Genomic DNA, 26,029 nt, shown 5'->3' on the forward strand with positions numbered 1-26,029 from the left:
AGTGTCTGGTCCGACGCAAGGCAGCGCCGGACCAGTCGAGGTGTTTAGAAGATCGACTTGAAATCGTCGATGTTGCTGGCGTCGTAGACGAAGGGGTCAGCCATAGCGCCTTCGTTGTTTTCATCCAGCGTCAGTGAGCCCATGCGACCCATAGGGATTTCCGCACCGGGGGCTGCTTCAACCCCATTCTGGCTCAGCTCATAGGCCAGCATCGTGGCCGAATAGCCCAGATCAATGGGGTTCCAGATCGCAAATGACTGCGATGCACCAGATTCGATCGCGCCGGCCATTTCTGATGGAAGACCAAGACCCGTGACGTTGACTTCGCCGACTTTGCCCGCGTCGACAACGGCCTGTGCCGCAGCAACGATGCCGACAGATGTTGGCGCGATGATCGCGTCCAAATCAGGGTAGGATTGCATGAGGCCCGTGGCTTCGCGGTAGGATTTATCCGCCAAATCATCGCCGTAAACCGTGGCAACAACTTCGATCCCAGGATAATCGCCCATGACGGCATTCATTTCTTCCATCCAGATGTTCTGGTTTGTGGATGTCGTGGTGGCAGACAGCAGCGCAACTTCGCCACCATCGGGCAAGTGATCTGCCGCCAGTTTGATGATCATATTACCGATCAACGGGTTGGATGACGGGTTCAGGTGCAACTGGCGGCCTTCAGGCGCCACGCCGGAATCCCAGCTGATGACAGTGATGCCGCGCTGCATAGCGCGCTGCAGAACAGGAACCAGAGCGTCGGTGTCGTTGGACGAAATCGCAATCGCGTCGACCTGCTGCGCGATCAGCGCGTTGATGACCTCGATTTGGCCTTCCGCAGTGGTGTCAGTCGGGCCTGTATAGATAATCTCGACGTTTCCCAGCTCTGCTGCGGCTTCTTGTGCGCCTTCGTTGGCGGCTTCAAAGAACCCGATGCCGAGCGCTTTAACGACCAACGCAATGCGTACATCGTCTTGTGCGAATGCAGGTGTGCCAAACATTGCGCCGGCCAATGCGACGGATGTTGCCAGTTTCTTAATTACACTCATGGTTTCCTCCCTGGAGTGGTTGCGTTCGGGTTGGCTAGGACGCCACCCCGTCTTTCTGCGCGGCACCAATCGGCACCACGGTCAGCGATACATCAGCCGCCTCAAGCATGGCCGCAGTGCGGTCGTCGATGCCGTCGTCGGTGATGATTGTGTCGATACGTTCAAGCGGGCAGAGCACGAGGCTTGAGCGGTTTTCGAATTTGGAGCTGTCGACCAGAACGATCAGTTCTTCGGCTTGACCGATCAACTTCTGTTCCGCCTGAATAAGCAGAGGATCCTGTTCCATCAGACCCAGCGGCCCGATGCCTTGAGCGCCCATAAACATGCGTTTGGCGTAAAAGTTGCGCGTCACGTCGTTGTCGAAGGGGGATAGGATGATGTTCTGTTCACGGTAGATGATCCCGCCAGACAGCATCACAGTGTTCTGCGTGTTTTTCAGCAGATGTTCTGCAATCGGGAAAGAGTTGGTAAAAACCTGCACGCGGCGCGATGCCAGCGGGTGGACCATCTGAAAGGTTGTGGTGCCACCGTTGATGATGATCGGCTCACCGTCATCGCACATTTCCACAGCGGCTGCTGCAATCGCCTGTTTTTCAGTGATGTGCATCGTTTCGTTCACAGAAAAAGGACGCCCTGCCAGACCGACGAACGGTTTGGTTGCAATGGCCTCCGCGCCGCCGCGCACACGGCGTAGGCGTTTCTGCTCGTCCAACGTGTTGATGTCACGGCGTATCGTTGCCTCGGATGCGCCGGTGAGAGAGCACAAGTCTATCACTGTCACCAATGAGCGATCTTGTACGGCTGAGAGGATTACGCGGTGGCGGTCGTTCTCGTGCATGGATGGTCCTTTCGTTCAGTCAAGTTGGGTCGAATCGCGACGTTCTGTCAATCATTATTTTTCAAGTTCAATCATTCTGCATCGCAGCATGATTGTTTATGATTGAAAATGATTGACTTTAGAAATGCCGCCCGTCAGCTTGTAGCCAACGAATTAATCTTAACCTGCCCCCGACGGAGACACACATGACCGCTTCGAAAACAAGTCAACGCCTTGAAAACAAATGGGATGCGGCCAAAGCCGAGAAGATGAGCGAGCCCGAGAAGCTTTTGTACCGCTCAAACCTGTTGGGGTCGGATAAGCGAATCACAAATTACGGTGGCGGGAACACCTCTGCGAAGGTGATGCAAAAGGATCCGTTGTCTGGCGATATGGTTGAGGTTTTGTGGGTCAAAGGGTCCGGTGGGGATGTCGGCTCGATCAAGATGGACGGCTTTTCGACCCTTTATATGGACAAGCTGAACGCCCTGCGCGGCATTTACCGCGGGGTCGAGTTCGAAGACGAGATGGTGGGCTACCTTCCACATTGCACATTCAACCTGAACCCGCGCGCGGCCTCGATTGATACGCCGTTGCACGCCTATGTGCCGCAAAAGCACGTCGATCACATGCACCCTGATGCGATCATCGCAATTGCAGCGGCCAAAGACAGCAAAGCCCTGACGCAACAGATTTTCGGTGACAGCATTGGCTGGCTGCCGTGGAAGAAGCCCGGCTATGAGTTGGGCCTGTGGCTGTCGGATTTCTGTGAAAAGAACCCTGATGCGAAGGGTGTCGTGCTGGAAAGTCATGGGTTGTTCACATGGGCGGATAACGCGAATGACTGCTACGAGTTGACGCTTGAGATCATTCAAAAAGCGATGGACTGGTTCGAGGCCGAGACCGCAGGCAAAGACGCTTTCGGCGGTGCGGTGCATGAAAGCCTTTCCCCAGACGACCGCCGCGCCACGGCTGCACGGTTGATGCCCGCCATTCGCGGATTCGTATCTGGCAAACAGCATATGGTCGGCCATTTCACCGACAGCGAAGCGGTGCTGGAGTTCGTCAACGCGAAGGATATGGAGCGGCTCGCCGCGCTGGGGACATCCTGCCCGGACCATTTTTTGCGCACAAAAATTTGCCCGCTGGTGGTGGATTTCGATCCTGCCAAACCGGACGTGGACGCCACGATCGAGGGGCTTGAAGCCGCGGTTGCCGACTACCGCAAAGGCTATCAGGCTTATTACGACCGCTGCAAAAAGGCCGACAGTCCGGCGATCCGCGATCCGAACGCGGTGGTTTACCTGATCCCCGGTGTCGGCATGATCACCTTCGCCAAAGACAAGGCTACTGCCCGCATTTCCGGCGAATTCTACGTCAACGCGATCAACGTGATGCGCGGCGCGGATGCTGTGTCCGAATATCAAGGCCTGCCTGAACAAGAGGCTTTCGACATCGAATATTGGCTTCTTGAAGAGGCCAAGTTGCAGCGGATGCCTGCGCCAAAATCAATGGCAGGTCGCGTGGCGCTGGTCACTGGCGGGGCAGGCGGCATTGGTGCCGCGACGGCGGAACGCTACCTGCGCGAAGGCGCCTGCGTGATGCTGGCCGATATCGACGACGCGGCTTTGGTTGAAACCTATGAAGGGCTCAGCGGCAAATACTCTGCCGACGTTGTGCGCACCGTGAATATGAACGTGACGGACGAGACAGCCGTCGCGAATGCATATAGCGCAATCGCAGCCGAATTCGGCGGCGTGGATATTCTGGTCAGCAATGCAGGCATTGCCAGCTCTGCCCCTATCGAAGAAACCTCGCTTGACCTGTGGAACAAGAACATGGCGATTCTTTCGACGGGGTATTTCCTTGTAAGCCGCGAGGCGTTCAAATTGTTCAAAGTCCAACACATGGGGGGCTCTGTTGTTTTCGTGGCTTCCAAAAACGGCCTCGCCGCATCGCCCAACGCTTCAGCCTATTGCACGGCCAAGGCGAGCGAAATCCACCTCGCGCGTTGTCTGGCACTTGAAGGTGCTCCATTGGGTGTGCGTGTGAATGTAGTTAACCCCGATGCGGTTCTGAAAGGGTCTAAAATCTGGCAGGGCGAATGGCTTGATCAACGCGCTGGCACCTATGGAACCGACAAAGACGGGCTTGAGGAAATGTACCGCGAGCGATCCATGCTGAAACGCTCCGTTCTGCCCGAGGACATTGCAGAGGCGGCTTATTTCTTGGCTTCTGATCTGTCGGCGAAATCCACGGGCAACATCATCAACGTCGATGCCGGCAACAAGGAGGCGTTCACGCGTTGAGCGTGAACGGATCAGGGAGGATCAACTATGAGCTATGACAGCGCGAAAGCCGCCTTTGCCGATTGGGGTGTGGATACAGAAGCAGCCCTTGCTAAACTGGCGGAGATTCCGATTTCCATGCATTGCTGGCAGGGCGACGACGTCGTCGGGTTTGAGAAGAAGTCCGGCAGTTCAGGCGGCGGAATTCAGGCGACGGGTAACCATCCGGGCCGCGCCCGCACACCTGATGAATTGCGCGCGGATCTAGAGTTTTCCTACAGCATGATCCCGGGCAGCCACCGCCTGAACCTGCATGCATGCTATCTGGACACAGACCAGAATCCGGATCGTGACGAGATTGAATTCAGCCATTTTGCACCGTGGGTGGATTGGGCGAAAGACCAAGGGGTTGGCCTTGATTTTAACCCGACCTTCTTTGCCCACGAAAAGGCAGATGACAACCTGACGCTCAGCCACCCCGAGCAAGGCATCCGCGATTTCTGGATTGAACACGGTAAGCGGTCGCGTGATATCGCTGCACAAATGGGTGCAGCGCTTGGTTCCCCCGTCGTGAACAACGTCTGGGTTCCTGACGGATATAAAGACACGCCCGTTGATCGCTTCTCGCCGCGCAAACGGTTGGAACAGTCGCTTAATGCGATGATGGCGACATCACACGACAAAACGCAGATGCTGGACGCTGTCGAAAGCAAACTGTTCGGCATCGGAGTCGAGGCCTGCACTGTGGGCAGCCACGAATTCTACATGGGCTATGCGATCCGTAACGAGACGTTGCTGTGCCTCGACATGGGGCACTTCCACCCAACTGAAAATGTGGCGGATAAGCTTAGCTCTGTGGCCTTGTCAGTTGATGAAATCCTGCTCCATGTCAGCCGCCCAATGCGGTGGGACAGCGACCATGTGATCCTACTCGATGACTCGATTATGCAAATGGCGCAAGAACTGGTCAGCGCCGATCTATTGGATCGCACGTATATCGGGCTCGACTTTTTTGATGCCACGATCAGCCGCACAGCGGCGTGGGTGATCGGCACGCGCAACATGCAAAAGGCCTTGCTGCGCGCGCTTCTGGCGCCGTGGGAACAGTTGAAATCAGCCGAAGACAATCTCGATTACACATCGCGCCTTGTGGTGACGGAGGAGATTAAAGACCTGCCGTATGCCACAGTTTGGGCTGAATTCTGCAGCCGGATGGACGTGGCTTCAGGCAAACCGCTCGCGGCAGCGCTTGCCCAATATCAGACGAGCATAGAGGGGCGCGGTTAGGAAGCCGCGCAGGAAACACGACTGGTCAAGCTCGGATGTCGTTTGATCAGTCGCCTTCCAACACGATTCAATATTGGTCTGAACCTCATGTGAGTTGGTACCAATAGAGAACGGGAATGGTTGGCCGTAAACGTGAGAGACTTTCGTAAAAGATCTTGAGACCGGACATTCAAACACCATGCAGCATTGTCCAAAAATGGGCTCAGAGCTGACCAGGGATGCAGCGCAGCATTTTGTGTTATGATGCAATGTCAACGTCGGGTTGTCGATGTGTGAGGGCGTGGCGGACAGGAGAAACTGTCATGCAAACACCAAACTTACCGGCCATTCGCGCACTTCGCCCCGCTTGGAACAAGGGTCGCATTGTTGGTCAAAAGCGTCCGTTGAAGCCCAAACATGTCTGGGCGATCCGTGTCAGGCTGGAACTTGCCGAGAACCTTCGCGACTTAGCTTTGTTTAATATGGCGATCGATAGCAAGCTACGCGGATGTGATCTTGTGCGAATGAAAGTCGTCGATGTTATGGCGTCTGGACAGATTAAAGAACGTGCATCGGTGCTGCAAAGCAAAACCCAAAAACCTGTGCGGTTCGAGATTTCCGAAGGCACCCGCGCCTCGGTGGCAAAGTGGCTGGAAGATCCGTTGATGGTCGGATCCGAATATCTCTGGCCGGGTCGTTTCCACCAGCGGCTCCACATCTCAACACGCCAGTATGCCCGTATTGTGCGGGATTGGGTTTCGTCCATCGGGTTGGAAGTGACCGCATATGGCACCCATTCGATGCGACGCACGAAGGTCACCCAGATTTACAAAAAGACGGGCAACCTGCGTGCGGTTCAGCTGCTATTGGGACATACCAAGATGGACAGTACAGTTCGCTATCTGGGAGTTGAACTCGAAGATGCGTTGGCAATAGCAGAGGCTATTGAAATCTAAGCTTTTGGGCCGTTCGTAAGGGACGGCCCAAAGCTGCCGTTCGCGATGGGGCGCCACGCTGCAGCGAAGCTTTCCCTAAGCGGTCATTGCAGTGGGAGCGCAGCAATTTCGGGGTGCGATGACCGCAATGCGGGACGAAGCCGCCTTTAGATTGGGGTCTTTGAAAGTCGGTTTTACGATGTCTAAGCTGTGCTCGTCCGACTAAGACAGGCTTCTTTGAATTAATTTCAATACTACTCCAATAACCAAGACCGTGGAGAATCCCACAGGAATGGCGACCCAGTGGAAAAAGCCTATCCTTGCCAGCTTAATGTGTGGGACGCGTAAGGGATCATCGGGATTGCGTCGATAAGCGGAGCGGAGATTGCCCGTATTCAAGTTGAGTTTTTGCCCGCTGGCTCGCAAATCTGCGTATTCGTCGCGCTCAGAGAAACGCCAAAAGGAAAACATCACCGCAGGTAAAACCAAGACTGCTGCTGTATCTATTAAGAAATCCAAGCTGTATATCCTCTGAAGCAGGGTCTTCGATAGACGAGCTATCAAATAATTTTCTTTTCCATTCTTCTGGAAAGCCGCCGTTTGTGCAAGTTGCAGCATCAGTCAAAGTAGGCTCCTAGCAGACCTCGGATGCAGCGCAGCATCTGCTCTGATTTTGCTGTTTTTGGCGACATGAACGGCCCTAACCGGACATTGACCGAACCTTGCGTCGTTGCGCCGCAGCTTCTCCGAAGCGGACGTTGGCAATGGGGCACAGCATTCTAGCGGGGCCTATGACCGCAGTGCTGACATCCTACTCAGTCCCAGCATGGGGATAATGTATGACAATTCTCTCTTCTACTGGTCGCGGAAAACACGCGGTATTTGTTCCAGCGAAACTTATACGGTAGCGTAGATAAGTTGGGATTTTTCAGGAAACCAGAATGAGCAGCATAACTCCAAAAATCGACTTTCAAAAAGAGTTTTCGGGCCTGTTTGAATTGTCAGACAAAGTCGCATTTGTGCCTGGGGGGTATGGTGGGATCGGCGAGGCGATCGCGTGGGGGCTTGCTCTCTCTGGAGCCAAAGTCATGATCGCGGGCCGTGATCTTGAAAAGTCCAAAAAGTTGGCGGCTCAAATTTCGGACACGGGGCACGATGCTAAGGGGATTGCTGTTGACGCAACGTCCGTCGCAGATATCCATCGGGCGGTTCAGGAGACGATGGACGCTTTTGGCCAGATCGACATCTTGATGAATTGCGTAGGAACTCAAAAAGAACAGCTCCTGCTTGACGTAACAGAAGAAGCCTTTGATGAAGTTTATCAGGTCAATTTGAAGTCAGCGATGTTTCTGGCTCAAAGCGTCGCGAAACGACAAATTGCGGGCGACAATGGTGGTAAACAGGTTCACCTGCTATCAGTTCGTTCTCAGTTTGGACTGCGTGATAGGGGCTATTCTGCTTATTGTAGTACCAAAGGCGGGATGGTTATGTTGATCAAACAGCATGCCATGGAGCTGGCACCAAAAGGCATTACAGTTAACGGCGTTGCACCGACCTTTGTCTATACCGAGATGATCAAACACGTCATGGAAAACGATGAGTTTCGCCAAGGTCTGTTGGATCGTATTCCGCTTGGCAGAATCGCCGATCCCAAAGATGTCGTCGGGCCTGCGCTATTTTTCTGTGCGCCTGCATCGGATTTTGTTACCGGGCAAACAATGTACGTCGATGGTGGCATAACGTCCAGTCAGTAGGTTCCCTGACCGCTTTGAAGATAAGGTGATGCCTGCGAACCCGACATTTGTGAACCGTGCAGCATTTGCCATCATGGGCTCATTCCTGCCGTTAGCTGCGTTGCCGCATCATGGCGTGTTGACCGGTTTAGGGTCGGCACTCACGGCCCAAAGCAGACCTTGGCGCGTTCTCAATCATGCTGCAGTGCGGCCTGTCACTCCAGACATTCGCAGCAACTGCAAAATCAGTTGAGGAGCGAATTCGTGATTCAAGCGTTTTTACGGCAAGGGATATCAGTTTAACTGGTAGCGTTTAACGCCAAATGCGCCGTTGTTATTAGGTGCTCATTAATGCGTTTGAAACCGTGAAGCATATCGAGGTGGAGATCGCTGCTTTCGATACTGTCTGAGCGACCTGACCCAATGCGGCCTATATGTGCAGCGATAGAGACATCTTCCATTTGGCGAACGACCATTTTTGTATCGTAAAGCTGTCGTGCCAACTCGGGATCATATGTTAAAAAGGCATTTACAGCCAAATCAAAGTTCATACAGACGACCTCATAAACTTCGGTTATTTCCGCGAAACCTTCTTGAGAAAAGTCAGTCTGGCGCGCGGTTTTCTTGCGCGTGATCGGCAAAAGATCGCAATCAACAATGTCACCAATGTGTTCCATGTTCGCGATGAATGTTAGTAGATCCTGTGCTTGCTGACTTTCATGTTCTGTCAATTGCTGCTGCATTGTGCGGGCCATGTAAATTTTGATGGCGTCAAACAATCTGTCCAACCCATCGTCCATTACGCTGGTTTTCTGAGGCAACCCAGGGTCACTAGAACCCAGAATTGGACCGACATTTCGAACCATGGTTTGGGCAATGTCTGCCATGCGCAGCGCTTCACGCTTGGCGCATGCGAGCGCGCGCGATGGCGTTTCATGCGCGTTGGGGTCTAAATGTATTGGATGCACATCATCAGTGTCTTCTGTGTCTGCCGTCACGGATGCTGTTGCCAATGCTACCCATATACGAGCACCGAAAATGCCAACTAGTGCAACAGCGATGTTCAACACCACATGCAACAGTAGCGGCAGCATTTTTTCGGAGAAGCCGAACTGTGGAACCGGCCAAACCAGAATGATTAGCACCGATGCAATTGTCACCCCAACAAGGCGAACGTAAAGGTTCGCAATGAGCGGAATTCGCGCTGTTGCTGAGGATTGCAGATGAGCGACAACTGGCAACACGCCACTGCCGATGTTTGCTCCGAGAACCATGAACAAACTGGCCTGTAGATCGAGAACACCTGCGTTTGCAAGCCCGACTGTAAGTAAGATCACTGCGAGGCTTGAATGGGCGAGATATGAAATTCCAGCGCCAAGGATCAAAACAAGAAGAGGTTGTTTTGCAAAGATCCCAAGGATCGTTGCGAAGTCTTCTAACTCGCTGATGCGCAGGGCGGTGATGCCGACAAGAGACAGTCCCAACAACACCAAACCGACTCCCAACGTTGATTTGAACAAACCGATGGTGCGCGGAATACGCGCTGATTGCCCGCCGAAGTAACCCACCGCTATCAACAGTGGTGAAACCGCCGTAATTTTCTGAGACGCGATCAGGGCCGCGATTGCTGTTCCAATATCGGCGCCCAAAACTGTGATGAATGCGGTGGCTGCGCTGATAGCGCCTTGCGCAGCGAAAGTCGCGGAAATCATCGCAGTGGCCGCGCTGCTTTGAAGCAATACTGCAACTAATAGCCCGGTCAGGAATGTTGGGACGACACGCCCTTCGGTTCGTCCGGCCAATCGTTTTAGGCTACTTCCGAATGCACGCATCATGCCGTTGCGCACCTGTCGTAATCCAAACAACAACAAGCCAACTGCGCCAACCAGTTCAATCATAAGGAGCATAAGCGACCTATTTTTTGTTTCGTAGATAAGGGCGAATTGATGGGCTAAGTCAGGCAGGCAATCGAAAAACCTGTCCCAGATTAGATTTGCGAAAGATCTTCATCGTGACGCGCCAAAGCGTTTTGCACGCGCGCTGGATAGTCTGAAATTATTCCATCAACGCCAAATGCGATCATCCGGTCAATATCGACGATGTCATTGACCGTCCAAACGTTAACAAGCAAGCCCAAGTCCTGCGCCTGTCTCAGCGCATCGACCGTAAGGTCTTTGAAAAACGGACACCATACTTTGCCACCGAGATTTGCGATCGCTTGTGGCAAGCTGGCATTGTGGTCGTTCAGAGAAATTCCATCAAGCCAAGGGGAACCATCTATGACATTTGGTTCCATCGTGGTGCCATGTGCCTGTTCAAGCGTTAGGTATCCTCGTTTGATTTGGGGATTCCGTTTGGCGCAGGCCGCTTGTACCCGCCAATCAAAGCTAGAGATGACACACCGATTACTCAAATTGTGCCGCTCAATAATATCAACCACGTCTGATACGATCACATCGGGCGCATCATACAGGTCAGTGTTCAAAGCATGTGATTTGATCTCAACGTTTAGCAGCATCGGCGCATGGTCAAAGGCCCATGCACAGAACGCATCAAATGTTGGAACCTTTTCATGTGGCAAACGTGCCTGATCGGGAAACAGAATGTGATCTGTGCTAGCAGGACGCAACGCGCCAACCTTAAGCTGCTTTACTTGTTCAGCTGTGGTTTTGCGCACCAAACGAATGTCTGCTTCATGGGCTAAGGTCACGTGCGGATCATGGACCAGCACAGTCAAACGATTGGCCGCGTTCTGGACATCGAACTCTACCGCTGTGACGCCAATGTCATACAGATATTGAAAGCCGGCCATTGTGTTTTCAGGGTAGATACCCCGCGCGCCCCGATGGCCAAAGACTTGTATACCTCGTTGTTTTGCGTCGCTATGCATTAGATGCGCTGCCCTGTTTCAGCGTCAAAGAAATGCAGGTGTGCGGGATCAACTGAAAAACGGATCGTTTCGCCCGCGACCGCATGATGCACCCCCGGAAGGCTAAGTGTGAACGCTTCGTTGGTTCCGTTCAGTCGACCATGCAACAACGTATTTGCCCCTAGCGGCTCGCCCATCTGTACAGTGATCGAAAGGGGGCCATTTTTATCAGCAATGACGTGTTCAGGGCGAATGCCAGCTGTCACTTTTCCTACGGCAGTTGTTTGTGCCGGAACTGAGGTATCAGCGACCTTTAACGCCTTTCCCTCGACCACAGCATCAAAAACATTCATGGATGGGCTGCCGATGAATTGCGCGGCAAAAAGCGTTTGGGGGGTTTCGTAAACTTCAAGCGGTGTACCGATCTGTTCGGCGCGTCCACCATTCATGACGATCATTCGGTCAGCCATTGTCATGGCTTCAACCTGATCGTGGGTAACATACAACGACGTGATTCCAAGGCGGTTTTGAAGGTCGCGAATTTCAAGCCGCATTTGCACGCGCAGCTTTGCATCTAGGTTGGACAATGGTTCATCAAACAAGAACACAGCAGGCTCACGTACAATCGCACGGCCCATCGCCACCCGTTGTCGTTGACCGCCAGACAGATCACGCGGGCGGCGATCAAGGTAAGGTTCAAGCTGCAAAAGTTTTGCGGCGTCGTTGACCTTTGCCTCGATCTCGGCTTTCGGAACCTTCGCGATTTTCAGGCCATAGCCCATGTTGTCACGCACGCTCATATGAGGATAAAGCGCGTAGTTTTGGAACACCATCGCGATATCTCGGTCCATCGGTTCAAGATCATTGACGATTTTGCCGCCAATCCCGATCTCACCCTCTGACACGCTTTCCAGTCCTGCGACCATCCGCAAGAGCGTGGATTTACCACACCCCGACGGACCAACAATCACGATGAATTCGCCGTCTTCGATCTGGGTGCTGACGCCATGGATGACTTCAACAGAGCCAAATCGCTTTTTAACGTTCTTGAGTTCTACAGTAGCCATGTTGTACCTATTTTTCGCTGTCCACGAGACCGCGGACGAAGAGCTTTTGCATTGAGATGACGACGATCACAGGGGGGATCATGGCCAAGATTGATGTGGCCATGATCACCGGCCAATCCGCAACGTCATCGCCGGATGGGAACATCTGTTTGATGCCCATAACGATGGTGTTCATTTCGGGATCTGTTGTGATCAGCAGTGGCCACAAGTATTGGTTCCAGCCATAGATGAACAAGATCACGAACAACGCCGCGATGTTTGTGCGGCTCATTGGGAACAGAATATCTTTGAAGAACCGCATGGGGCGTGCACCATCGACGCGGGCGGCCTCTGCCAATTCATCAGGAACCGTCATGTAAAACTGACGAAACAGGAACGTCGCGGTGGCCGATGCAATAAGCGGAAAGATCAAGCCGCCGTAGCTGTTAAGCATCCCAAAGCCTGCAACGATCTCATAGGTCGGCACAATGCGCACTTCGACGGGCAACATCAGCGTCAAAAAGATCAACCAGAAAAAGATCTGCTTGCCGGGAAACTTGAAATACACAATCGCAAATGCCGACAAAAGCGAGATGATAATTTTGCCAACGGCAATCCCAATGGCCATGACAAGACTGTTGAGCAGCATTGTCATCACAGGAACATTTACGCCCGAAAACAGCGCCTCTTTGTAGTTTGCGAAGAACTGATCACCGGGCAAAAGCGGCATTGGAGGACTGACGATGTCTTGTTGCGTCACGGTCGATGCGACGAAGGCCAACCAAATCGGAAAGAACACCACGAAGACGCCCAAGATCATAATCGCATGGGTCATCCATAAACCAGCGCCGCGTTTTTCGACCATGCCGGGGGCCGGTTCTTTGCGGGGTTTCTGCGTTGAATGGGTCAATAGTGCACCCTCCGTTCAACGAATTTGAATTGGAAGATTGTAAGCGCGCCAACAACCACCAAAAGGATCACGGACTGTGCGGCAGAAGACCCAAGGTCTTGGCCAACGAACCCGTCCGAAAACACCTTGTAGACAAGGATGGTTGTTGTTTGTTGCGGCCCACCAGAGGTGATTGTGTGGATAACACCAAAGGTTTCAAAGAACGCATAAACGACATTGACGACCAACAAAAAAAATGTGGTTGGTGACAATAGCGGAAGCACGATCGTCCAGAACCGACGCCAGAACCTAGCCCCATCAATAGCGGCGGCCTCGATCACCGATTTCGGAACGGCCTGAAGCGCGGCAAAGAAAAACAGGAAGTTATAGCTGATACGCCCCCAAGCAGAGGCAACGACCACAAGGCCCATTGCTTCGCCACCGTTCAGCACATGGTTCCAATCATATCCAAGATGCCCAAGGTACCATGACACAACACCAACACGTGTATTGAACATGAAAAGCCAAAGAACACCCGCAATCGCGGGTGCGACGGCATAGGGCCAAATTAACATGGTGCGGTACGCCCCTGCGCCTTTGATCAATCGGTCTGCCACGACCGCAAGGAATAAGGCCGGAACCATCGATACGACCGTCACAAGCAGCGAGAAAATCGCGGTCGTTACAAAGGACGCACGATAATAGGGGTCGGAAAGAAGGTACTCAAAGTTCCCGAGCCCGACATATTGCATCGACAACCCAAATGGGTCTGGGATGAAAAGTGACTGCCATATGGCCTGCCCAGCGGGGTAGAAAAAGAAGATTGCTGAGACAAGAACCTGTGGTGCGATGAGGCACAGCGGCAATAGCCAGCCTCGAAAGGTGACGCGTTTTTCCATGATGATCTGCCTGCTTAGTCATGAATCGGGCGCAACCAAGTTGGCCGCGCCCGACAGGGAGTAAACGTTAGCGGTTCGCTTGCTCGAAGCGGCGCAGCAGTGGATTGCCACGCTCGACAGCACTGTCCATCGCTTCTTGGGCGGATTTGTCACCAGCCCAAATCGCTTCCAGCTCTTCATCGATGATGCCACGAATTTGGTCGAATGACCCCAGACGCAGACCTTTCGAATTCGCCGTTGGCTCGTTCGCTGTCATCTGAAGAACGGCAATTTCCGTACCTACGTTATCTTCATAGAAACCGGAAAGGCGTGTCGCGTCGCTTGCTTCAGCCGTGATCGGCAAGTAGCCCGTGTTCTGGTGCCAAGAGGCTTGAACATCAGAGGACGACAAGAAGCTCAGGAATTCGCCTGCACCTGTGTATTCATCGTCTTCATGGCCTTCCATAACCCACAAAGATGCGCCACCGATGATCGTGTTTTGTGGCGCGTTGCCGACGCCTTCCCAATAAGGAAGTGGACGCACATCAAAGTCGAATTCCGCTTCAGAGCTGATGCCAGCATACCCAGCAGAGCTTTCGGTGAACAGTGCACATTCACCCGCGCGGAAGTTTGCGCCACCTTCATTGCGGCGACCCGTATAGATGAACTTGCCTTCTTGTGCCCATTCACCCATCGCTGTGAGGTGAGCAACCTGTGCTTCACCATTCAACACCAATTCTGTGTCGAGCCCAGCGAAACCATTGTCTTGGGTCGCGAATGGCACGTCGTGATAGGCTGAGAAGTTCTCAAGGTGAATCCAGCTTTGCCATGCAGTGACCAGCGGGCATTCAGACCCACCGTCTTGCAAAGCTGTTAGTGCTTCGCCAACATTCTGCCACGTGGAAAGATCCATATCAGGATCAACGCCAGCGGCTTCAAATGCGTCACGGTTCACCCAAAGAACAGGCGTAGATGCGTTGAATGGCAGAGAAAGCATGTCGCCATCTGTTGTCGTGTAATACCCGTTCACAGCACCGATGTAGGCGTCAGGCCTAAACTCGGCTCCGCTTTGCGCCATAACTTCGTGGACAGGGCGTGTTGCACCATCAGCAGCCATCATTGTCGCAGTACCGACTTCGAACACCATCAAGATGTGTGGCTGTTCTTGAGCACGGAACGCGGCAATGCCCGCGTTCAACGTTTCGGAGTAGTTACCCTTGTGGCTTTGAACGACAACATAGTCGTCTTGGCTGGCGTTGAATTCTTCAACTTGTGCAGCAACCAATTCACCGAGGCGGCCTGTGAAAGCGTGCCAAAAGTGAACCTCAGTTTGGGCAGAGACTGCGATTGGCGTCAAAAGAGTTGAAGCCACGGCGAGAGTGCCGATTGTTGATCGTTTCATGTTTTCCTCCCAGAAATCTAATCCGACTCGATATCGGTTTGATTAGGCTAACGTAGCGGAAATATTAATCAACAGTATCTATTGAAGAAATATATAACCAAATGTTATGACTTGGGTGGAGGGAAGTGATTTATGATGCCTGCGCCTAAGCTAAGACAGCTCAAAGTTCTTAAACTCGTTGCAGATCATGGGAGCATGACACGCGCTGCAAAAAGTTTGGAAATTTCGCAACCGGCAGTGAGCCGCGTGATCGCCGATCTATCTGATTCTTTTGGGTTTTCGCTTTTTGATCGAAAAGATGGCCTACTCGTCCCGTCGCAAGAAACGCGGTATATTCTTCCAGACGTCAGTAGAGTTATCGAACTGATGGATCATATTCAAAACACGACAAGCAATCTTACGGCACGCCGAGCCGGGCATTTGCGGGTTGCTTGCTTACCTGGCTTTGCAACAAGTCATTTGCCAAAAGTTGTCGCAAGCTTTCTAGAAAACCGCCCCGACGTTACAATCACGATTGAACCTGATCGGCCGGAACGGATTCTGGAATGGGTTCTTGGTGAACAATACGATTGTGGCATAACCGATGGCTTTGATGGTCATCCGACGATTGAACGAACGACCGTCGATATCCGCACAGTGTGTATTTTCCCATTGGGGCACCGGTTCTCGGAATATGCGAAAATTTCACCGATCCACTTGGACAACGAACGTATGGTGCACACCCGTCGCGATAGCCAATTCTTTCAAACGTTGAACGAGGTTTTCCGCAAAAACTCTGTTTCACCAAAGCTCGCAATCGAAACGCGGCAGTTCACTGGAGCATGTGAACTCGTTTCCTTAGGAGCAGGCGTTTCAATAGTAAGTGAGCTTGATGCGAGAACCTATGAAGGGCGTCTGGATTTCCGCCCATTTACACCAAACATACCTCACCAACTATCTCTGGTACGCCCGGTCCATCAAGCACCTTCTATGATCGCATTAGATTTCATGGAGAAATTCAAAGAAAGCCTAAGTGATCTACTTGTTTAGTGTCGAGGCCGTCCACAGCCCAAAGGTTTTTCTGCCCATGAACGCTCGCCCTCACCATTAATGGCCATTAGTCATGATCCAAAGGAAAACTGCGTCGCAACGATCCGAACCTTTCAGATTGTCCGCTAAGCGCTCGAAACTGTCGCTCAACGGGTCAATTGCCGCCAAAGGTCTGCTTCCCAAAAAGATTAAACCAAATTTCGCAAGCGCAGCGAATGTCTTCTTTCCGCCCACCCTAACATAAACGGAGGCTAAGTGCTCAAGCTCGATCCAATGCGTCAATATCGAGTTCAATACGTTGGATGTCCTGCAGCAGATAAACCTTGCCAAACTCCATACCACCTTGCCTGAACTGCCTTACACCAGCGCTTCGAATCCTCTCCACAAGCTCACGGCTTTCTAACCCCGTGCCCAATGACAGGAGTTTGAGAGTCGTAAAGCGAGCGTGGAATTTCGCTTGATCCTCCTTATTCATATATAAGCCAAACCTACGGGTTGCAGGGTTCAACAACCTTTCCGCCGATATATGCCCCCCTTCGAATAAGGCGTTCATCATCCCATTCTTTTGCAACCCGACCATTTCGCCGAATTCAGACAATGTCGGGTGGGCTGGGCGCCCCGGGCACAGTTCATTCATATCATCCTGCCGGACGCGGATAGCTGAGTAAGATCTCTCTCCTTCGAGAACCCGAACCTCCAGCTTGCGGTTGCGGATAGCATCGATAGCTTCGCTGACATCGATACGTGCCCGCCTTGCGGCAGCACCAAGCGGCTGCCAGTTTTCATCTTCAACCATCAATGATGTCGCGCCGATTGTTAGCGAGGCGAATAGCTTTTCGACATCTTCTACATCCCACTGAAATTTCGATATCGAAAGAGGGCAAACCGGTACAAAGACGCCCTGGCCTGCCAGGGTTTCAAATTGCTCCGTGGATGTCCCCAACCTTTTCGCCATTTCCTTCGCCATAACTAACCGCTTACCCCGAGACAAAGCTGGTGCAGCAGATTCGGCTTCGAAAGTAAGCCGTTTGTGTGGGCGAGTATCATCTTTAGAAATAATGCCTGCGTGCTCTAAGTAGCGTCGCGTGACTGCTGGAGACCGACCCATTTCAGCTGAAGCGCTAAAGACCGAATGCAATCTGCGTTTCTTGATCTCTTTACCCAGAATGACCGCGCTTGCGGGCATTTCAAAAGTATCAAGGATGACCTCTCGCAAGAGGTCACGATAGGGATCACATCGTGGGTCCTGTGCTGCGTCATGAGCCAACCAACGATGTAGATGACCGAACGCACGGCGCATACCGTCTTGCGGTCCAGATGCATCTAAGGCGAGTTCCTTCAGTGCTTGAGTTACCTCTCGCGGCCCTCGACGGGCAATATCAAAACCGATGGCACGGGAGGGGGCGCCACTAGTGGCTACTTCAGGATTGGTACGGATAACCTCCGCTCCCAAAAGATTGCAGAACGTCGCTGCCGTATCGATATCAAAAGAGGACAGCTGGGTTTCGTCGACACCAGTCGAAAGTCGCTTATCCAGCCACCGGTCATAGTCTGTGAGGTTCTGGTCGCTTTGAACTTGAACGTTTGACATAAGCTCATTTGCAAGTCGCTGGAGCTGCGATGCGTAGTCGTTCCGTGCCAAAGGCGCGGCAATTTTCCAAAGAGGTTCCAAGGGCTGTCGGTGCTGAACGCAGACTTCGACATATCTGAGTTGCCAGTGCCCTTGCATGGCCATTTGCCCCTGAGGCGGCATCAGCTCTGATGTAACGTTACCTCTTAAACAAGATGGACAACCCCTGATCACCGGGTTGATCAAGGCCCTTGAAACGTAGGTCTCATTACGAAAACGCGCATGAACGCCTGGCTGAGGCTGCACGGACCAGGTTCTAACTTCCGCCAGTGTAGTTGAGTTTAGTCCCAGGATTTCTGCCGCGATTGCAAACTGCTTCTCATCATGTTGGAGCAGCTTTTTGAAAGATAATCCCAGTTCATTGCAGAAGTTGCCTATCGATAGTTTTCTTTCACCTGCGGCGCGCGACACGAGTGATACCAATCCTTCGCGTGGCTTTGGGGTGGGCGGTGATAACAAGGGCATCTGTGCTTTTGATCTCAGTGTAAGAATAGTGAGGCTGTTTCAAAAGACTTATGCGCTTCATTTTTAGGTTTCTAGTATCGTCGAACGCCGTTGCTCAAAGTGGGCCATTCTTGGTCAACTGAATGCTTCAATGCGGACGATCGGCGCTTGGTTATTAATGTCGGATATGCGGACAAAGCGCCATTTCGCTGCGGCTGCGCCTATGACCGCTATTCTAGCATCGTCGTCAGCTTTTCTGGATAAGTCGGTTTTATGAGCGACAACGGGATTGTCCTTGGCCGGCGCTTTGTCGCCTTCGAGGTGTTTTCAGGCTGCCCAGCAACTCGCAGCGGAACCCTAGAACTCTTCGATCTCCGGGACTGTGCCAAGTCTGACGAGGAAACTCGGTGATCCGACTTCGCCTGTGCTCGGATCTTCGATGATCGTATAGGCATCAGCACCGGTGCACTCTTCACGACCGGCTTCTCTTTCGGCCCTGTTTTGAGCTTCTAGCGCAGTTGTGTATTCAAATTGCTTGTCGACTTTCAGACTCACTTGCCCGTTTCGACCTGCCTTTGTCTCCACGTATGTCTGACAGATATGGTGAACCTTATCTGTGTTTTCCTCTGAATTCTTCATGACTAGATCCTTTTCGGGCGCGGAGGTGATTTGGGCGCCGTGGGCACCTCGAGAGATCCAAAGTGGGACATTATTCGTCCGTTGGAAACAGACTTCAAAGTGCGTTTCATCGCTTCACACCAACCTTGGGCGAAGGCTTTTTCTTTGCCCCCGCGACGGCCTTGGTTGGCGTGTTCGCTTCTCGCTCGAGGCGGGCATTGCGAAGGCGGTCGAGTTTGAGTTGCCGCTGTTCCGCTTCGTCGTCGATCATCTTTCTGACGACGCGGCTTGTTCTGTCCATCGGCGTTTCCCTATCAAGAAAACTCTCCTTGAGCACAGTTGTTTTGGTCCGCTTTGTCATTGGTCCATCTCCTTGTTGATTTCATCTGCGAGCAAAGGGGCGAAGAGTATCAAACAATTTCCAGGTGTTTGCGTGGTTCATCGGCGTTCCGCCCTCTTGGAATTTGGCGGTCATGGAGCATCGATATCTTGATATCGGGCGCCGCCATGGCTCGCATCAGAGCGCTGTAGGTCATCTGAAATCTCACTTCAGAGCCCACGCTCATCGTCGCCTGAGTGGTGCCGATGACCAGATGGTCGCTTGTGGCGCCGATAAGCATTGTTCCAACGGGCATTAGGAGCCCAAGAATGTCTGTGTCCTGATGTCCAAGCGCGAGGATCAATCGTGTTGGCTCGTCGTCCCTTGGCGCAAGGAGACGCAGTGCGACGCTGCTTTGGAACAAAGGCACGGACCGATTATTTGCCTCAATTACTTCGGCAACCAGTGAGAATGCATCGGTGTGCATCCCGTTAATCCGACCTCCCGACACTGGATCAACGCCCAGTAGGATTGCTTCGCCCAATCTTAGATCGTTTACACGGCCGGTCGGATTCCCGCTGAACGCCCAAGGCAGGTTGGCAGAATTGCCACCGGAAACCGTCTGAAGAAAAGGGCCGCATTGCCCCTCCACCTCCGATGTCAAAGAAGACAGAGCCTCCATTGCGGCTGCATCCGGGGCTACACCAGTGAGGCAGGCGAAATTGGCGCCGATGCCTTTCAACGCGACACCCGGCAAGTCAACCACGCGCTGCGCCATTGCACCAAGGTCAGCTGGCATGATCCCCTCACGGTTATCTCCCATCTCGACCATTAGGATGACGTTGTGAACGCAGTCGTGTCGGATCGCGGCAGTGGCGAGTGCAGTAATAACGGCAATCTCGGTGTTGTAGCTTGCATCACAAACTTGGACGACCTCATCCACCTGGCTCAGCATCGGCGTTCGGATCAAGGTAATCGGGCAGAGTTGGCCCGCCTTCCGTAACCGCTTCACGTTGCTCAGGCGCGACTCGGCGAGGCCCGTCGCACCCCCATCTAGCATGGCCTGCGCGATTGCGGGGTGGCCGCAGACCGCTTTGGTCACGGCAGTAACGCTGATGCCGCGGGCATGCAGCGCCTGAACAGCGGTCTGGGTATTGTGGCGTATCTTGCTCAGATCCACCTCAATGCGCGGGTTGCTCATATTGCGGCCACAGGTGGTCCTTGCTTCAAACCAGGATAGGCGGCCACGACCATCGCCAGCAAATGCGCCGCCGGCCGGCTGAGCGCATCGGTCACAGGAAGCCCCAGTTTATGCGATTGTGCTTTGATCGTATCTGCAAGCTCGGCGTCGGACATTCCCTCATGATTTATCGTGACTCCGATAACCTTCGTGTCGGCAAAAGCCTCAATCAACGCAATTTCGCTTGCGGGCGTGGGCATCGGCATGTTGGGAAAATCACAACGATGCGCCCGTTTAGGTGCGTGCTGAAGGATAACGGCATCCGGTTGGCTGCCACGCAAGATAAATGCCGATGTGCAGAACGCTGGATGGCTCAGCGCTCCTTGGCCTTCGATCAAGATGACATCGGGACTCTCTGCGTCAGAGGCAGCAACAATCGCCCCCTCAAGTTCGCCGCAGCAGAACTGGGGTGGCACAGCATCCATAGCCACACCGTATTTCGCCCCCTGCATCAAACCCGTTTGGCCTGTGCCAACAAGAACTGTCTTGATGCCTTTTGCATTCAGGGCCCGCGCCAAGACTGTCGCCGTTGTCCGTTTGCCAATGGCGCAATCGGTCCCGAGAACCGCAATGCGTAAGGCACTGACACCCGCGATGCTACCATCGAACAGGCGCATGTCCTTGCTTTGCTTTGGTTTGCGTATATCGCGGATGGTGACACCCTGCTGTGCCGCGGCGCGGGCAATCTCGGGATCGTCGCTCAGGTATTCGTGCAATCCGCTGACGATGTTCATTCCAAAACTGATTGCATCCAGAACGACGCCGCGGTCAGCCGGAGATAGCCGTCCGGTAGATGGAGCCATCCCGTAGATAAACGTTTCTGGGATGACGGGTTCATGGGCGACAGCGGCGGCCAGTTTTCCGAAGACTGGTATCCGGTTTGCCGCGTCGTCAAGAATGAGCCCACTGTCCTCTCCGGCGTGAAGGCTATCGACCACAGACAGGACCCGATAAGCTTGAGAATGGCGCACGAGGCCGTTTGCGGTCTTGCCGTCGATTTTTGCGAAATTGCCCTCACAATAGACAATTGCGGTTGGACATGAGTTGGTTTGCTTAGCGGGCGCCGAGTTTTCAAGTTCAAAGTCGCTCAGCGGTGGCACGAGTTCCCTCTTGCCAATTTGAAAGATGGCGCTCGCAGCGCTAAGTTTGGTCGTCATTGTGTTTCCTCTTTTATAGTCGACACTGCGGCTTGCATCTGGCCCGACGTTTCGGGCCAAGTGCGGAGCGCAATGCAATAGTGTCAGTCGTCTAAAAAGCACTGACCTTTTTAGGTTTAGAAATTTCTGTCGCATTCCCAGTTACTTAACGACCTGTCGCGGCGGGCATTCTCTGGAATCACGATGGCGGCGTAGAGATTAACCCGGGCTTCGAGCAGGCGTTGTCAGGCATTTGCGAAACAAATTACCAAGCCACCGCAGGCGTCGCGGCCAAACCTAGGGCGCAACCTAGTCCGAAGACCTAGTATTTCATGGTTTGGACGCCATGCGGTCGAAGCGCGCTGAAGGGTCGCGGCGGCAGTTGCTATTCCACATCTGTGTCATGATTCATTCAGCTCGAGCTCCTCGATGCAGGCTGCTGCAAGATCGCTGTTCGGTGTGTCGGTGCCCGGCAATGTCGCCCAACCGGTTTCCATCATAGCCCGACGGCGTCCAAATCCTGAGGCATCTTGAATGCTCGCCAGTTTTTCAGCACGTTCGGGATCGGACGCTGACATATCGAGGCAAACTGGCACCATGGCCATAGTTACTTCTTCGCTGGCGTGGTCCTGTGCCATTTCTTGTGCAGTGCCGCTGGTCGTCCAGCCACCCCAAGAAAAGCCTAGGATTGAGATCGCAATCGCGCCGCCCAGGGCCCCGTAGAAGCCTGGTTTCGTCCATTCTGGAAAAGTCATTTTTGGTTCCTTTGACGGAGAAAGCGCCGCCTCACTGTTTTTTGCGCGAACGACGTCTTGGGTCAGGGCCGTTTCCAAGTCGATTTCATCGACAGGGCGCTGTTCAAATCTCGTCGCGATTCACGAGCGTATCCGGCTGCCAAGAACGGTCGATCGACCGTTCCGGCTGTGTGGTTGTGCGCGAAATTATCGGCAACGTACCCAAACATCAGATCCTTGCTAACGGATATGACAACTGAATTTTCATGATAGAGGATTGCAATTCGCTCTGGCAGGCGATGCGCCTATGCCGCAGAAAATCACAATTTTGTATCTCCTACGTAGTCTCTTGGCACCGGAAATGCAACGTAAACGGTCCGGGTCTTGTTCTTAAGGCCAGCAATCTCCCTCGATTAAAGGGATCGGCAAACCATCCCGCAGCCCCTTTGCCAGCAATGTCATCGTCTTGTGTAATGACCAAAAGCAGACATTCATGCTCATCGCAGCATCGGTTAAAGTGGGCTCGAAGCAGACGTTGGAACTAAAAACCCGCACTTCGCTGCGGCTGCACGATAACATCTGGGTCAGGCGACCGGTTTGCGGGACGAAGTGTGCATTCGCTGCGAATGGGCTGAGGTCCGCTTCAGTAACCAGGGCTGGTCAAAAACGAATGTTTTTTGGCTGCCATCTTTCTAGTTTGGTATTGCTGCGGGCTATACATCAGCGTGCTTCAAGAGGGTCAAAGCAAGACCGAGGGCGACAAGAAGACCGCCACATACTCTGTCGATCCACAGCGCCCCGCGATTGCTGAGAAATTGAACCGCTTTTGCGCCCAGGCCCGCGTAGGCGGTCATGGTGATCACATCGACCACAATAAAGATCAGAGCCAGCGTAGCATACTGTTGAAGCATTGGCTCTGTCGGTATGAGGAACTGCGGCAGGAATGCCGTGAAAAACAGATAGCCCTTGGGGTTTGTGACTGCGACAAGAAAGCTCTTCCTGAAAACCGCCGTGTTGTTGTGAAGCGCACCCGCTCTCTTTTTGTCGGAAGGGTTTTCCACCGGTCCCAACTGGCCGGATGATCGCATCATTTGTACGCCCAGCCAGACGAGGTAAGCGACGCCGATCCATTTGACGACGCTGAACAGGAGAGCCGAGGCAGCTAGGATAGCACCCAATCCCAACCCTGCCGCCGCGATGAGAACGGCGTCTGAGATCGCTGCACCAGCGATGCCGTACCCGGCCACAGGGATGCCGAACCGCGATCCATTGGTCAAGGCGAGCAGGACCGTTGGACCGGGCGTCATAACCACAACCAGCGCCAGAAGGGCGAATGTCAGAAGTGAAAGTTCCATTACGCGGTGTCCTGCTGAATCTGATAGATGGCCAGGCCAGTCAGGAGGAGTGACACTCCGCTGGCGACGGTTCTTAGGGTGTTCCAGAATTGCCAAGAGGATGAATACTCATGCCAGATGTCGCGCGCCGCCTCGGCGTCAGTTGGAACGACAACCTCTGCCAGCGCTTCGTTCATCGGCACGTTGACTGTGGCCGTGACAAGGAAAGCCCCCACAACGTAGACCCCCGCAGCCACTCCAAAGAGCACGGCAGGTTGCCTTTGCAGTTGGCTAGCGGCGACATATGATGTCGCCGCAAGTATGAGAGGCGTCAGGAAGAAAGCCGGGAAGAAGATGGGGTTTCTGACCGATGCATTCATCGCCTGCATGGCAGTGATCGCGATACGTGGCTCTGTGGCATCCAACCCCCACATCGTTGAACAGACCCAAGCATAGAAAAACCCAAAGATTGCGCCGATGCTCAGGAGTGAGAGCATCGACATGGGCAAAAGCAAACGAGCCATCATACCCGCTCCGCGACGGTCGTCTGTTGTGGGCCGACAGCTTTCACAACAGACGCAAAGATGACCAGCGCAGCGAATTGACCAAGCAGAACCGCTGGGTAGATCAGGGCGAATTGTGCGTCGAAGTATTTCTGCGGCCCGAAAGAAACCAGAGCCATGAGCGCGGCGAGAGCGCTTAATGCGCGTCCGGCCCGACTGCCCAGCGGCTGCACGATGATAGCTGCCAGAGCGACGGATATCGCGGCTCCAAGAAACGGCGCAATGCCAAATAGGGGCGTAGCGATGGGCGGGTGAGGCCTGATCCCGGCATACAAGGCGGACAGCATAATCGCTTGCAAAACGATGAGAGTTGCCAGGGCAGCAATGACGTGACGATTTGATTGTTCCATTTGCTTCTCCAAAGCGTAACTGAGATTACGGTTGAACATATCCGTAATAATAGTTACGGTTTCTGTCAACAGGTAGGAGAGTGATTTGCGAGAAGAGAAACGATCCTTGCGCCAGCAACAGATCGAGGCGGCTGCCTACGAAGTTCTGGAGGCCAAAGGCTATGGTGGCACGTCCATGCAAGGCATCGCCAAACAGGCACGCGCCTCAAATGAGACGTTGTACAATTGGTATGGCGATAAACAGGGGCTGTTTCGTGCCCTCGTCACGCGCAACGCCGAAGAAGTAAGGTCCCACCTGGAAGCCGAACTGCAAACCGACCACGACGCGCTTTCGATTCTGGGGTCCCTGGGTCCGAAGCTTCTAAATCTGCTGACCGGTGATCGTGCCGTTGCCCTGAACCGGGCCGCCGCCGCCGACAGCAGCGGTGAGCTTGGCGCGACGCTGTCTAGGGCCGGGCGCGAGGCTGTATTTCCATTGCTCGAACAGGTGCTGCTTCGGGCGCGGCAAGAGGGCCACCTGCGCTTTGAGGAGTCCGGAGCAGCCGTGGGCCTCTATCTTGACCTGTTGATCGGTGATCAGCAAATCCGGCGGGTAATTGGACGGCTCCCGGCTCCGACAGATGAGTTCTGCGAGGCTCGTTCGAAAAGGGCTGTAACCCACCTTCGCCAACTGCTTGGCAGCCAACCATATGGAGATGGCCATAAGTGAACGACGACCACCCGAAGCGTGCAAGACTATGGCTGAGCCACGCGATTAGATCGACACCATCGATATCGAGCTGATTACCCTTCTCGCCAACCGGAGCGGCTACATCGACCGCGCTGTTGATCTGAAAGTGATCGAGGGGCTGCCTGCAAGGACAACAGATCGGGTGACTGAGGTTTTGAATGAAGTCGGCGCAACGGCCACACAAAATGGGTTGGACCCTGAACTGGTGCGCAAGCTTTGGTCAGAACTGATCGAATGGTCGATCCAGAGAGAAATCCGGGAGCTTGGGGAATAATGCCATTCTGAAATACCAAAGGCGTTGTTGATGTGGCGGACCTATGAAACTCATCCGCGATATCAAAAACGCGGGGGTTTTTCACAAGGCGGCGAAGTCAATGCAAGCAGGGGATTATTCTGCCGTTCTTGACCGCTTGGAAGGATTCCACGCGCAACCATATTTTCTGGCCAAGTCAAAGCTGTTTCGCGCAATGGCGCGGCATCGGCAGAACCGCTTTGCCGATGCAGGCCAACACTATGACAAATTCCTGACGAGCCATCTCGCGGACATGCCGCAAAAGGACCGTGTCTATATGGAAGAGTATGCCGAATTCTTCAGAAGCCGTTCTCAAGCCAAAATTGATCCGTCACCACAGTTTTATTCATCTCTTGAAGAGCTGAGAAAGCTTGCGTACTCGGAACCATTCCTCACCAGAGCTAAATATTATTTTTGAACCATGGGCAGGTGTCGACGGGGATGAAT

26 protein-coding genes are annotated in these 26,029 nt (G+C 53.4%); 8 read left to right on the forward strand and 18 right to left on the reverse strand.

What is annotated here, in order from left to right; all coding sequences use genetic code 11:
- Window positions 1–44: 44 nt before the first annotated feature.
- Together rhaS and L0666_RS14325 are read right to left on the reverse strand one after the other, a co-directional pair.
- Window positions 45–1,040 carry a rhamnose ABC transporter substrate-binding protein gene (gene rhaS, locus L0666_RS14320; RefSeq protein ID WP_235262058.1) on the reverse strand — a complete coding sequence of 332 codons (996 nt, stop codon included), beginning with the start codon at window positions 1,038–1,040 and terminating at the stop codon, window positions 45–47.
- A gap of 34 nt (window positions 1,041–1,074) precedes the next feature.
- Complete coding sequence (locus tag L0666_RS14325) at window positions 1,075–1,878, reverse strand: DeoR/GlpR family DNA-binding transcription regulator (protein ID WP_235262059.1); 804 nt, start codon at window positions 1,876–1,878, stop codon at window positions 1,075–1,077.
- A 185-nt stretch (window positions 1,879–2,063) separates the two neighbouring features.
- Between L0666_RS14325 and L0666_RS14330 the strand changes: the two genes are divergently transcribed.
- The 3 genes from L0666_RS14330 (at window position 2,064) to L0666_RS14340 (ending at window position 6,367) form a co-directional block, all read left to right on the forward strand.
- The gene (locus L0666_RS14330; protein ID WP_235262060.1) at window positions 2,064–4,166 is read left to right on the forward strand and encodes a bifunctional rhamnulose-1-phosphate aldolase/short-chain dehydrogenase; all 2,103 of its coding nucleotides are present in this window, start codon (window positions 2,064–2,066) and stop codon (window positions 4,164–4,166) included.
- A 27-nt stretch (window positions 4,167–4,193) separates the two neighbouring features.
- On the forward strand, window positions 4,194–5,432 hold the full coding sequence (locus L0666_RS14335) for an L-rhamnose isomerase (protein WP_235262061.1): 1,239 nt from the start codon (window positions 4,194–4,196) through the stop codon (window positions 5,430–5,432).
- A gap of 302 nt (window positions 5,433–5,734) precedes the next feature.
- Window positions 5,735–6,367 (forward strand): tyrosine-type recombinase/integrase, encoded by a 633-nt coding sequence (locus tag L0666_RS14340; protein WP_235262062.1) that lies wholly within the window; start codon window positions 5,735–5,737, stop codon window positions 6,365–6,367.
- Between the two features lie 201 nt (window positions 6,368–6,568).
- Here L0666_RS14340 and L0666_RS14345 read toward each other — a convergent pair whose 3' ends face one another.
- Complete coding sequence (locus L0666_RS14345; protein ID WP_235262063.1) at window positions 6,569–6,964, reverse strand: hypothetical protein; 396 nt, start codon at window positions 6,962–6,964, stop codon at window positions 6,569–6,571.
- 323 nt (window positions 6,965–7,287) lie between these two features.
- Here L0666_RS14345 and L0666_RS14350 point away from each other — a divergent pair, with 323 nt between their 5' ends.
- The gene (locus tag L0666_RS14350; protein ID WP_235262064.1) at window positions 7,288–8,100 is read left to right on the forward strand and encodes an SDR family NAD(P)-dependent oxidoreductase; all 813 of its coding nucleotides are present in this window, start codon (window positions 7,288–7,290) and stop codon (window positions 8,098–8,100) included.
- A 278-nt stretch (window positions 8,101–8,378) separates the two neighbouring features.
- On the opposite strand, the gene L0666_RS14355 is transcribed toward L0666_RS14350, so the two are convergent.
- From L0666_RS14355 to ugpB, 6 genes are all read right to left on the reverse strand, one after another.
- On the reverse strand, window positions 8,379–9,986 hold the full coding sequence (locus tag L0666_RS14355) for a Na/Pi cotransporter family protein (RefSeq protein WP_235262065.1): 1,608 nt from the start codon (window positions 9,984–9,986) through the stop codon (window positions 8,379–8,381).
- 80 nt (window positions 9,987–10,066) lie between these two features.
- Window positions 10,067–10,969, reverse strand: coding sequence for a glycerophosphodiester phosphodiesterase family protein (locus L0666_RS14360; RefSeq protein WP_272492187.1), 903 nt, complete (start codon window positions 10,967–10,969; stop codon window positions 10,067–10,069).
- Window positions 10,969–12,015, reverse strand: a complete 1,047-nt coding sequence (locus tag L0666_RS14365) for a sn-glycerol-3-phosphate import ATP-binding protein UgpC (RefSeq protein ID WP_235262067.1) — start codon at window positions 12,013–12,015, stop codon at window positions 10,969–10,971. The genes L0666_RS14360 and L0666_RS14365 overlap by 1 nt, the downstream gene beginning before the upstream one ends.
- 7 nt (window positions 12,016–12,022) lie before the next feature.
- Window positions 12,023–12,859 (reverse strand): sn-glycerol-3-phosphate ABC transporter permease UgpE, encoded by an 837-nt coding sequence (ugpE, locus tag L0666_RS14370; RefSeq protein WP_235262224.1) that lies wholly within the window; start codon window positions 12,857–12,859, stop codon window positions 12,023–12,025.
- Between the two features lie 41 nt (window positions 12,860–12,900).
- Window positions 12,901–13,782: a sn-glycerol-3-phosphate ABC transporter permease UgpA gene (gene ugpA / locus L0666_RS14375; protein ID WP_235262068.1), complete on the reverse strand. Its 882-nt coding sequence runs from the start codon at window positions 13,780–13,782 to the stop codon at window positions 12,901–12,903.
- 67 nt (window positions 13,783–13,849) lie between these two features.
- Window positions 13,850–15,163, reverse strand: a complete 1,314-nt coding sequence (gene ugpB, locus L0666_RS14380; RefSeq protein WP_235262069.1) for a sn-glycerol-3-phosphate ABC transporter substrate-binding protein UgpB — start codon at window positions 15,161–15,163, stop codon at window positions 13,850–13,852.
- Window positions 15,164–15,298: 135 nt separating this feature from the next.
- Here ugpB and L0666_RS14385 point away from each other — a divergent pair, with 135 nt between their 5' ends.
- Window positions 15,299–16,192 (forward strand): LysR substrate-binding domain-containing protein, encoded by an 894-nt coding sequence (locus L0666_RS14385; protein ID WP_272492191.1) that lies wholly within the window; start codon window positions 15,299–15,301, stop codon window positions 16,190–16,192.
- Between the two features lie 259 nt (window positions 16,193–16,451).
- On the opposite strand, the gene L0666_RS14390 is transcribed toward L0666_RS14385, so the two are convergent.
- The 9 genes from L0666_RS14390 to L0666_RS14430 all read right to left on the reverse strand — a co-directional run bounded on the left by L0666_RS14390 (window position 16,452) and on the right by L0666_RS14430 (window position 24,560).
- Entirely contained in the window at window positions 16,452–18,287 is a 1,836-nt protein-coding gene (locus L0666_RS14390; protein ID WP_237693295.1) for a TniQ family protein, read from the reverse strand.
- A 336-nt stretch (window positions 18,288–18,623) separates the two neighbouring features.
- Entirely contained in the window at window positions 18,624–18,905 is a 282-nt protein-coding gene (locus L0666_RS14395; protein WP_235262072.1) for a hypothetical protein, read from the reverse strand.
- A 106-nt stretch (window positions 18,906–19,011) separates the two neighbouring features.
- The gene (locus tag L0666_RS14400; RefSeq protein ID WP_235262073.1) at window positions 19,012–19,245 is read right to left on the reverse strand and encodes a hypothetical protein; all 234 of its coding nucleotides are present in this window, start codon (window positions 19,243–19,245) and stop codon (window positions 19,012–19,014) included.
- 49 nt (window positions 19,246–19,294) lie between these two features.
- Complete coding sequence (locus L0666_RS14405) at window positions 19,295–20,404, reverse strand: alanine/ornithine racemase family PLP-dependent enzyme (protein ID WP_235262074.1); 1,110 nt, start codon at window positions 20,402–20,404, stop codon at window positions 19,295–19,297.
- The gene (locus L0666_RS14410) at window positions 20,401–21,600 is read right to left on the reverse strand and encodes an N-acetyltransferase DgcN family protein (RefSeq protein WP_235262075.1); all 1,200 of its coding nucleotides are present in this window, start codon (window positions 21,598–21,600) and stop codon (window positions 20,401–20,403) included. The genes L0666_RS14405 and L0666_RS14410 overlap by 4 nt, the downstream gene beginning before the upstream one ends.
- 380 nt (window positions 21,601–21,980) lie before the next feature.
- On the reverse strand, window positions 21,981–22,334 hold the full coding sequence (locus L0666_RS14415; protein WP_235262076.1) for a hypothetical protein: 354 nt from the start codon (window positions 22,332–22,334) through the stop codon (window positions 21,981–21,983).
- Between the two features lie 692 nt (window positions 22,335–23,026).
- On the reverse strand, window positions 23,027–23,668 hold the full coding sequence (locus tag L0666_RS14420; RefSeq protein ID WP_235262077.1) for a LysE family translocator: 642 nt from the start codon (window positions 23,666–23,668) through the stop codon (window positions 23,027–23,029).
- Window positions 23,668–24,174, reverse strand: coding sequence for an anthrone oxygenase family protein (locus tag L0666_RS14425; protein ID WP_235262078.1), 507 nt, complete (start codon window positions 24,172–24,174; stop codon window positions 23,668–23,670). Before L0666_RS14425 ends, L0666_RS14420 begins: the two co-directional genes overlap by 1 nt.
- The gene (locus L0666_RS14430) at window positions 24,171–24,560 is read right to left on the reverse strand and encodes a hypothetical protein (protein WP_235262079.1); all 390 of its coding nucleotides are present in this window, start codon (window positions 24,558–24,560) and stop codon (window positions 24,171–24,173) included. The genes L0666_RS14425 and L0666_RS14430 overlap by 4 nt, the downstream gene beginning before the upstream one ends.
- An 85-nt stretch (window positions 24,561–24,645) precedes the next feature.
- On the opposite strand from L0666_RS14430, the gene L0666_RS14435 reads away from it, so the two are divergent.
- Genes L0666_RS14435 through L0666_RS14445 form a run of 3 tightly spaced genes read left to right on the forward strand, consistent with a single transcriptional unit; the run spans window position 24,646 to window position 26,000 of the window.
- The gene (locus L0666_RS14435; RefSeq protein WP_235262080.1) at window positions 24,646–25,269 is read left to right on the forward strand and encodes a TetR/AcrR family transcriptional regulator; all 624 of its coding nucleotides are present in this window, start codon (window positions 24,646–24,648) and stop codon (window positions 25,267–25,269) included.
- Window positions 25,270–25,327: 58 nt separating this feature from the next.
- Window positions 25,328–25,564: a chorismate mutase gene (locus L0666_RS14440; RefSeq protein WP_336246281.1), complete on the forward strand. Its 237-nt coding sequence runs from the start codon at window positions 25,328–25,330 to the stop codon at window positions 25,562–25,564.
- A gap of 43 nt (window positions 25,565–25,607) precedes the next feature.
- Entirely contained in the window at window positions 25,608–26,000 is a 393-nt protein-coding gene (locus L0666_RS14445; protein ID WP_235262081.1) for a hypothetical protein, read from the forward strand.
- Window positions 26,001–26,029: the final 29 nt, after the last annotated feature.

The organism is Octadecabacter algicola (assembly GCF_021532625.1).
In the GTDB taxonomy this organism is placed as follows: Bacteria; Pseudomonadota; Alphaproteobacteria; order Rhodobacterales; family Rhodobacteraceae; genus Octadecabacter; species Octadecabacter algicola.